Origin of the sequence: Pseudomonas sp. NPDC088414, assembly GCF_044753325.1 — a bacterium.
Lineage (GTDB): Bacteria > Pseudomonadota > Gammaproteobacteria > Pseudomonadales > Pseudomonadaceae > Aquipseudomonas.
This window is the reverse complement of the sequence record NZ_JBIVMY010000011.1, coordinates 118,605-125,861: the sequence shown is the minus strand read 5'-3', so window position 1 is coordinate 125,861 and position 7,257 is coordinate 118,605. Positions and strand designations below refer to the sequence as shown.

5 protein-coding genes and 1 pseudogene (1 of these 6 cut by a window edge) are annotated in these 7,257 nt (G+C 60.2%); 3 read left to right on the top strand and 3 right to left on the bottom strand.

Annotation, left to right across the window (positions count from 1 at the left end):
- A pseudogene (locus ACIP8I_RS12950) lies at positions 1-1,372 on the top strand (glyceraldehyde-3-phosphate dehydrogenase); it begins 106 nt to the left of the window's first position.
- A gap of 228 nt (positions 1,373-1,600) precedes the next feature.
- Here the strand turns inward: ACIP8I_RS12950 and ACIP8I_RS12945 are convergent.
- Positions 1,601-2,902, bottom strand: a complete 1,302-nt coding sequence (locus tag ACIP8I_RS12945) for an MFS transporter (protein WP_108590741.1) — start codon at positions 2,900-2,902, stop codon at positions 1,601-1,603.
- A gap of 342 nt (positions 2,903-3,244) precedes the next feature.
- Here ACIP8I_RS12945 and ACIP8I_RS12940 point away from each other — a divergent pair, with 342 nt between their 5' ends.
- Together ACIP8I_RS12940 and sthA are read left to right on the top strand one after the other, a co-directional pair.
- A complete protein-coding gene (locus tag ACIP8I_RS12940) occupies positions 3,245-4,261 on the top strand; it encodes an FAD:protein FMN transferase (protein WP_400761537.1) in 1,017 nt (338 codons plus the stop codon).
- A gap of 197 nt (positions 4,262-4,458) precedes the next feature.
- Positions 4,459-5,853, top strand: coding sequence for a Si-specific NAD(P)(+) transhydrogenase (gene sthA / locus ACIP8I_RS12935; RefSeq protein WP_003226580.1), 1,395 nt, complete (start codon positions 4,459-4,461; stop codon positions 5,851-5,853).
- A 42-nt stretch (positions 5,854-5,895) separates the two neighbouring features.
- On the opposite strand, the gene ACIP8I_RS12930 is transcribed toward sthA, so the two are convergent.
- A complete protein-coding gene (locus tag ACIP8I_RS12930) occupies positions 5,896-6,618 on the bottom strand; it encodes a glycerophosphodiester phosphodiesterase family protein (protein ID WP_003226579.1) in 723 nt (240 codons plus the stop codon).
- Between the two features lie 14 nt (positions 6,619-6,632).
- The gene (locus tag ACIP8I_RS12925) at positions 6,633-7,214 is read right to left on the bottom strand and encodes a PilZ domain-containing protein (protein WP_007968195.1); all 582 of its coding nucleotides are present in this window, start codon (positions 7,212-7,214) and stop codon (positions 6,633-6,635) included.
- Between the last annotated feature and the right edge of the window lie 43 nt (positions 7,215-7,257).

Here is a 7,257-nt window from a genome sequence, read left to right as displayed (position 1 = left end):
CGGTCAGCTCTACCGCAATAACAACGTGGTGAGCTCGATCTATGGCCGCAGCCTGATCAACCAGTCTGTCATCGCGATTCTCAAAGCTCACCGCTTTGCTCGCCACCGTTCCTCCGACGATAGCGAACTCTCCGTCCACGAAACATTCCCTCTGCTGAAAGCCATGAGCGAGCTCAAGCTCGGCGCGGCTTCGGTAGACCTGGGCAAGTTGGCGTTCAAATTCCGCAGCGAAGGCAATGGCCGCAGCGCCGAGCAGTTCGTGCGTGAAGAACTGGCTGACGTGGTTGGTCAGCAAAACGCTTCGGCCCGCAAAGGCACTGACGTTGTGCTGTACGGCTTCGGTCGTATCGGCCGTCTGCTGGCGCGCATCCTGATCGAGAAAACCGGTGGTGGCGACGGTCTGCGTCTGCGTGCCATCGTTGTGCGCAAAGGCGCCGAAAACGACCTGACCAAGCGCGCCAGCCTGCTGCGTCGCGATTCGGTACACGGTCCGTTCAACGGCACCATCGTCATCGACGAAGAAAACAACACCATCACCGCCAACGGTAACCTGATCCAGGTGATCTACGCGAAGAACCCGACCGAAGTGGATTACACCCAGTACGGCATCAAAGATGCGCTGCTGGTGGACAACACCGGTGTGTGGCGTGACGCCGATGGCCTGGGTCAGCACCTGCAATGCCCAGGTGTCGCTCGCGTTGTTCTGACCGCGCCTGGCAAAGGCAAGCTGAAGAACATCGTTCACGGTATCAACCACAACGAAATCACCGCTGACGACAAGATCGTGTCCGCCGCTTCCTGCACCACCAACGCCATCGTGCCGGTGCTGAAGGCTGTGAATGACAAGTTCGGCATCATCAACGGTCACGTCGAAACCGTTCACTCGTACACCAACGACCAGAACCTGATCGACAACTTCCACAAGGGCGATCGCCGTGGCCGTTCCGCCGCGCTGAACATGGTGATCACCGAGACCGGTGCTGCCACCGCTGCTGCCAAGGCTCTGCCTGAGCTGGCCGGCAAGCTGACCGGTAACGCGATCCGCGTTCCGACGCCAAACGTGTCGATGGCCATTCTCAACCTGAACCTTGAGAAAGCCGCCAGCCGTGAAGAGATGAACGAGTACCTGCGCTATATGGCGCTGCACTCCGATCTGCACAAGCAAATCGACTTCGTCAACTCGCAGGAAGTGGTGTCCACCGACTTCGTGGGTTCGCGTCACGCCGGTGTGGTCGATGCTGAAGCGACCATCGTGCAGGACAACCGCGTTGTGCTGTACGTCTGGTACGACAACGAGTTCGGCTACAGCTGCCAGGTGGTTCGCGTGATGGAAGACATGGCCGGTGTAAACCCGCCAGCGTTCCCGCGCTAAGCTTTAGCTGCAAATGAAAACGCCCCGACTTAGGTCGGGGCGTTTTTGTTTGGAGAAGATCAAAAGATCGCAGCCTTCGGCAGCTCCTACAGGGGATCGCATTGGATTCTGTAGGAGCTGCCGAAGGCTGCGATCTTTTCTTTAAGGTCATTTGGAAATGTAGTGGCAGAAGGGGGGCTGTGTCGTTCACAAATCCCCTGTGGGAGCTGGCCTGCCAGCGATGGCGTCCTATCGGGCGCCACCTGCCACGGCCGCTTGCGCAGTGCGCAGCTCATGCTTATTCCCGCGGAACAGCACCAGCGTTGCAATCAGCCCCAGCACCGCCGCACCGCTGAGCCAGATCCCCGGCGCAGCCTTGTTGTCCAGCACATGAATCAGGTAAGTACAGGCTGCCGGTGTAAAGCCGCCAAAGGTCGCCGTCGCCAGGCTATACGCCAGCGAGAACCCGGTGGTGCGCACTTCCACCGGCATGATTTCGGTGAGCGCTACGACCATCGCGCCGTTGTACGAGCCGTACAGGAACGACAGCCACAGTTCGACGATCAGCAGATGACTGAAGCTCGGGTTCGCCACCAGCCACGACAGCGCCGGGTAGGCGGTCAGAATCGCCAGAATGGTCGCCGCGAGCAGTAGGGGTTTACGCCCGATCTTGTCGGACACCGCGCCCATTACCGGCAGCCAGAAGAAGTTCGACAGACCGATGCACACGGTCACCAGCAGCGCGTCGAAATCCGACAGATGCAGTTCGGCCTTGCCGAAGGTCGGGGTGTAGGCGGTGATCAGGTAGAACGACACCGTGGTCATCACCACCAGCGCCATGCCGGCGATGACGATGCCAAAGTTCTGACCGATCGAGCGGACGATTTCCCGCAGGGTAGGGCGATGTTTGCGCGCCTGGAATTCCGGGGTTTCCTCCAGCGAGCGACGAATGATGAAGATCACCGGAACGATCATGCAGCCGATCAGGAACGGCACGCGCCAGCCCCAGTCACCCATTTGTTCCGGGCTCAGCCAGTGGTTGAGGCCAACCCCGAGCAACCCAGCAAAGACTACCGCTGCCTGTTGGCTGGCGGACTGCCAACTGACGAAAAAGCCCTTGCGGCCCGGCGTAGCGATTTCCGCCAGATACACCGATACACCGCCCAGCTCGACGCCGGCCGAGAAACCTTGCAGCAAGCGACCGAACAGCACGATCAACGGCGCGGCGACACCGAGGGTGGCATAGCCCGGTACGCAGGCGATGAGGATCGTACCGGCGGCCATCAGCGCAAGGGTAATGATCAGGCCCTGGCGACGACCGTGACGGTCAATGTAGGCACCAAGGAAGATCGCGCCCAGCGGACGCATCAGGAAACCGGCGCCGAAGGTCGCGAGCGAGAGCATCAGAGACGCGAAGGCGCTGTCGGCAGGGAAGAAGGTTTTGGCGATGGCCGTGGCGTAAAAGCCATAGACCATAAAGTCGAACATCTCGAGAAAATTGCCGCTGACAACGCGAAAAATCGCTTTGCCTTTGCCCGTGGTGGAGGACATTGGTTCGTACTCTCTGTTGGCTGTCTTATTGGAAATCCCTGATCTAGACACGTCCTCGCCGTCACGCGGCAAACTCAGGCAGTACCCGTGAACAGTTTTGTAACCATATGTGTATAAAGATCGGTAGGCAACAACTGGTTAGGGCGCTGCTTAAACGATATAGCCATTACCAGGGCCAGCATCTGGCTATCAACCGAATGAAAACCTGCAGGAGCTGCGGCACGCTGCGATCTTTTGATCTTGCTTCCAAAGATCAAAGGCAAAGATCGCAGCCTCGTTTCACTCGGCAGCTCCTACAGGTTCTGGCGCATAATCTTCAGCTTTGTGTGGGGAGTAGGGGATTTGTCTAAAGGGAGGCTGATTGGCCTTTTGCTGCTGGCGGGCAGCTTATCCGGCTGCGGCAACGGCGACGCCATGGAAAGCTTCGGCGGCCCGACCATGGGTAGCACCTATTCGATCAAATACGTGCGCCACGCCGGTCTTCCCGAGCCTGCGCAGGTGCAGCTTGAAGTGGAAAGAATCCTCGGTGACGTCGACCGGCAGATGTCGACCTATCGCAATGACTCCGACATCGAACGTTTCAATGCCTTGCCGGCGAACAGCTGTCAGACCATGCCGGCTGCCGTGCTCGAATTGGTCCGTGTCGGCGAACAGCTGTCAGAGCAAAGCGAAGGCTCCTACGACCTGACCGTCGAGCCGCTGATGAACCTGTGGGGGTTCGGCCCGCAAGGGCGTGAAGAGAAAGTCCCGGACCCCGCCGAGCTGGCCGCCACCCTGCAACGGGTCGGCTACCGCCATTTGCATGTCGACGGCGACCGCCTGTGCAAGGATGCGCCGGTGGAAGTCGACTTCAACAGCATCGCTGCCGGTTACGCCGTCGACACCATCGCCGCCCGGCTCGACGCCATGGGCATCCATGATTATCTCGCCGAAGCCACGGGCGAGCTGAAAGCCAAGGGCAAAAAACTCGACGGTTCGGCATGGCGTATCGCGCTGGAGGAGCCGCGTGACGATCAGCAGGTGGCTGAGCGCGTCATCAATGTCGATGGCTACGGCGTCTCCACCTCCGGTGATTACCGCAACTATTTCCTGCAAGGTGGCCGGCGTTATTCCCACACCTTCGATGCGCGTAGCGGGGCGCCGGTCCTGCACAACCTGGCGTCAGTCACGGTGATTCATCCTTCAGCGTTGATGGCCGATGGACTATCGACGCTGTTGCTGATTCTCGGGCCTGAAAGGGCTTCGGACTATGCCGAAAAACACGACATTGGTGCATTCTTCGTGATTCGTGCCGATACAGGTTTCGTCATTCGCACCAGCGCGGCTTTCGAGCGCCTCAGTGGCGCAAAGATTGACTGAAAACAGTACGAAAGCTGGCGTTGTAGTGCAGGCAAAAGTAGCCTACGACGCGACCAAGGGTTAATGTGCGCGGCGTTGACGCTTCTATAGACTGTGTCCGGGTTCTTTACTGACCCCCAATTGTTCCTTCGCGCCGCGATTCGGCGTGATTTAGCCGCTGGTGCTGCTGGCACCGCGGCCTGTTCTGAGGAGTACGCATGGCTGTCTACAACTACGACGTGGTGGTGTTGGGTTCCGGCCCGGCGGGAGAAGGCGCGGCAATGAACGCCGCCAAAGCAGGGCGCAAGGTGGCGATGGTCGACAGCCGTCGCCAGGTCGGCGGCAACTGCACCCACCTTGGAACCATCCCGTCCAAGGCCCTGCGTCACTCGGTGCGGCAGATCATGCAGTTCAACACCAACCCGATGTTTCGGGCGATCGGCGAGCCGCGCTGGTTCTCCTTCCCGGACGTGTTGAAGAGCGCCGAGAAAGTCATCTCCAAACAAGTCGCGTCGCGCACCGGCTACTACGCCCGTAATCGCGTCGACGTGTTCTTCGGCACCGGCAGCTTCGCCGACGAGCAAACCATCGAAGTGGTCTGCGCCAACGGCGTGGTCGAGAAACTGGTGGCCAAGCACATCATTATCGCCACCGGTTCGCGCCCGTATCGCCCGGCGGACATCGATTTCAATCACCCGCGCATCTACGATAGCGACACCATCCTCAGCCTCGGTCACACCCCGCGCAAACTGATCGTGTACGGCGCCGGTGTAATCGGCTGTGAATACGCTTCGATCTTCAGCGGTCTGGGTGTATTGGTTGAACTGGTGGACAACCGCGGTCAGTTGCTGAGCTTCCTCGACTCGGAAATCTCCCAGGCGTTGAGCTACCACTTCAGCAACAACAACATCACTGTGCGCCACAACGAGGATTACGATCGCGTTGAAGGCGTGGACAACGGTGTGATCCTGCACCTCAAATCCGGCAAGAAGATCAAGGCCGACGCCTTGCTCTGGTGCAACGGCCGTACCGGTAACACCGACCAGCTCGGCCTGGAAAACATCGGGGTCAAGGTCAACAGCCGTGGCCAGATCGAAGTCGACGAGGCCTACCGCACCTGCGTGCCGAACATCTACGGCGCCGGCGACGTGATCGGCTGGCCGAGCCTGGCCAGTGCCGCCCACGACCAGGGTCGCTCGGCGGCTGGCAGCATCGTCGATAACGGCAGCTGGCGCTTCGTGAATGATGTGCCGACCGGCATCTACACCATTCCGGAGATCAGCTCGATCGGCAAGAACGAGCAGGAGCTGACCCAGGCCAAAGTGCCGTACGAAGTCGGCAAGGCGTTCTTCAAGAGCATGGCGCGTGCGCAGATCGCCGGCGAGCCGCAAGGCATGCTGAAGATCCTGTTCCACCGTGAAACCCTGGAAGTGCTGGGCGTTCACTGCTTCGGTTATCAGGCGTCGGAGATCGTGCACATCGGTCAGGCGATCATGAGCCAGCCGGGCGAGTTGAATACGCTGAAGTACTTCGTCAACACCACGTTCAACTACCCGACCATGGCCGAAGCCTATCGGGTAGCGGCGTACGACGGCCTCAACCGGCTTTTTTGACGGGCTCCGGCCGGTGGCCTGAGCCGGCCGGGGAGACCGATTTCAGCAATTCTCGAGGGTGGCAGTGGCCAAACCGGGAAAGTCTGTAATCAGGCTGTCAACGCCGAAGTCGGCGAGTCTGCGCATCAGCGCAGGCTCGTTGACGGTCCACACCGACACATGCAGCCCCTGACGCTGCGCCTTCTGCAGGCGTTCCGGCGTACACAGCGTCCAGTTCAAAGCCAGAATCTCACAGCCGTAGCTGGCCGCGACCTTCAACGGGTCGAGCCAGGCGTATTCGGCCACCAGTCCCCGTGACACGTCCGGCACCAGATCCAGCGCCGCTTTCAGCACTTCCCGCGAACTCGAAGTAATCGTGACCTTGTCCAGCAGGCCATGTCGCTGGGCCATTTCGCGGATTGCCAGCACGGTGGTCGCCGCACGGGTGCGCGACGCGCTTTTGACTTCGAGCTGCCAGTGCTCGAAATCGCATTTCTCGAACAGTTCTTCCAGCGTCGGAATCGGGCACGGCTTGATCCAGCCCGGGCCGCCCTTGCGTGCGTCGTAGGTCACCAGTTCGGCGGCGGTGTGCTCGACCACCTTGCCGCGCCGGTCGGTGGTGCGTTTGAGGGTCGGGTCGTGGATCACCATCAGCTCGCCGTCCTTGGACAGGTGCAGATCCAGTTCGCAGCGGCGTACGCCGTGCTTGAGACATTCCTGAAAACTGGTCAGGGTATTTTCCGGTGCTTCGCCCTTGGCGCCGCGGTGGCCGTAGATGAGGGTCACGGTGCTTCCTTAATTTAAATGCCTGATTCGTTCTGTTCACGGGCCAGGCGTCGTTCCTGGGCCTGTTTCTGCAAGATATAGCGGGCGAGCAACTGGCGCTGGGCGTCGGTCAAGTGTTCGAACTCGGTGCCGACGTCGTAGCCGTCGCCCTTGCGGTCGCAATGGGTGACGCGGGCGCGCAGCAGCAGGCCGAGCGCCTGCGGCATCAGCACCAGTTTCACCGACAGGTGCGCGCCGGTGGCGATCGGGGTCGGGTGCTGAAAATCGATCCCGCCTTCGGAGATGATCACCGGTTGCGGCTCGCCGATATGGCCGAGCACGGTCAGGGCGACCACCTGGCTGAGCAGGTCGATGCGTTTGTTCTGGGATTTGAGGAACGCGGCGATGGCCCGGTCGCGCTCGCTGATCTGGCGCAACAGGTGCTGCGACTCGAATTCGCTCAGGTGCAGTTCGCTGAGCAGGTTGAACAGCGGGGAAGCATCCTGCAACACTTCCTGGCCTGCGGCTTCGGGAGCGGACAGGGGCCGAATTTCCAGTGCGATCATGTCCTCGATACGGTAGTATTCGCGGCGATCTTCTTCATCTAATGTCGACATGGCGAACCCATGGTAGCGGCGGTGGTCTGAGTGTAAAGCTGGT

Bases quoted from the DNA above. Each gene is read 5' to 3' on its own strand.
- ACIP8I_RS12945 (WP_108590741.1), bottom strand. From the start codon at position 2,902: ATGTCCTCCACCACGGGCAAAGGCAAAGCGATTTTTCGCGTTGTCAGC.
- sthA (WP_003226580.1), top strand. From the start codon at position 4,459: ATGGCTGTCTACAACTACGACGTGGTGGTGTTGGGTTCCGGCCCGGCG.
- ACIP8I_RS12925 (WP_007968195.1), bottom strand. From the start codon at position 7,214: ATGTCGACATTAGATGAAGAAGATCGCCGCGAATACTACCGTATCGAG.